Here is a 1,030-nt window from a genome sequence, read left to right on the forward strand (position 1 = left end):
TGGTAACAGTTCAAGATACTCAAACTGGTGAAAAAAGACAAGTTTCCTATGATCAATTGATTTTATCACCTGGAGCCAAACCAATTATGCCTAAATCAATTCAAGGTATAAGTAATACCAATGTATTTTCAGTTAGAAATGTAGTTGATATTAAAAAAATTCAAAAATATTTGGAAGAGAATCACGTTAAAGACGTAGCTGTTATTGGCGGTGGTTTTATTGGCCTAGAAGTTTGTGAGAATCTAGTTCAATCAGGAAGAAATGTAGCTGTCGTTGAGGCTGCAAGCCATGTTTTGAGTACGATCGACGATGACTTCGCACAGTTAGTTCATAAGAATTTATATGATCATGGAGTTCAAGTCGTTTTGAATGATCCATTAGTAAAAATTTCAGATGACCAGATTCAGTTAGCTTCAGGGAAAAAGATTCCTTCGCAAGCGGTTATCATGGCTATAGGTGTAAGTCCAGATACCAAATTGGCACAAAAAATTGGTTGTAAATTGGGAATAACTGGCAGTATAGCGGTTGATCAGCATTATGAAACTTCGATTCCCGATATTTATGCAGTTGGTGATGCAATAGAGGTAACCAATAAGTTAACCCGTAAAAAAACACGTTTAGCCTTGGCTTTTCCTGCACAAATGGAAGCTCGAGATGCAGTCGATCATATTTATGGAAGGTCAGTCAGAAATAGGGGCGTAATTGGATCACAAGTGATACATTTATTCGATTTGAATGTTGCTTCAACTGGTTTAACAGAAGATGCTTGTGATAAAAATGAAATTGAACACCGTTCTGTCACCGTTATACCTCAGAACCGCGTTAGTGTAATGCCAGAAACGTCACCAATCTTTTTAAAGTTAATTTTTGGTTATCCTAGTGGTGAAATACTTGGTGCACAAGCAATTGGAAAGTCGGGCGTGGATAAGCAAATTGATATTATTGCTACTTTAATTTCTATGCATGGTCACGTTGAAGATTTGACCCATTTGGAATTATGTTATTCTCCATGGTTTAGTACGGCCAAGAA

The 1,030-nt window shown here is 36.8% G+C and carries 1 protein-coding gene; it reads left to right on the forward strand.

All coding sequences use genetic code 11. The features are described from left to right. The coding region (locus FHL06_RS14240; RefSeq protein WP_153387322.1) for an FAD-dependent oxidoreductase at window positions 1-1,030 on the forward strand (1,030 nt) is incomplete at both ends.

Origin of the sequence: Companilactobacillus halodurans (assembly GCF_009600985.1) — a bacterium.
In the GTDB taxonomy this organism is placed as follows: Bacteria; Bacillota; Bacilli; order Lactobacillales; family Lactobacillaceae; genus Companilactobacillus; species Companilactobacillus halodurans.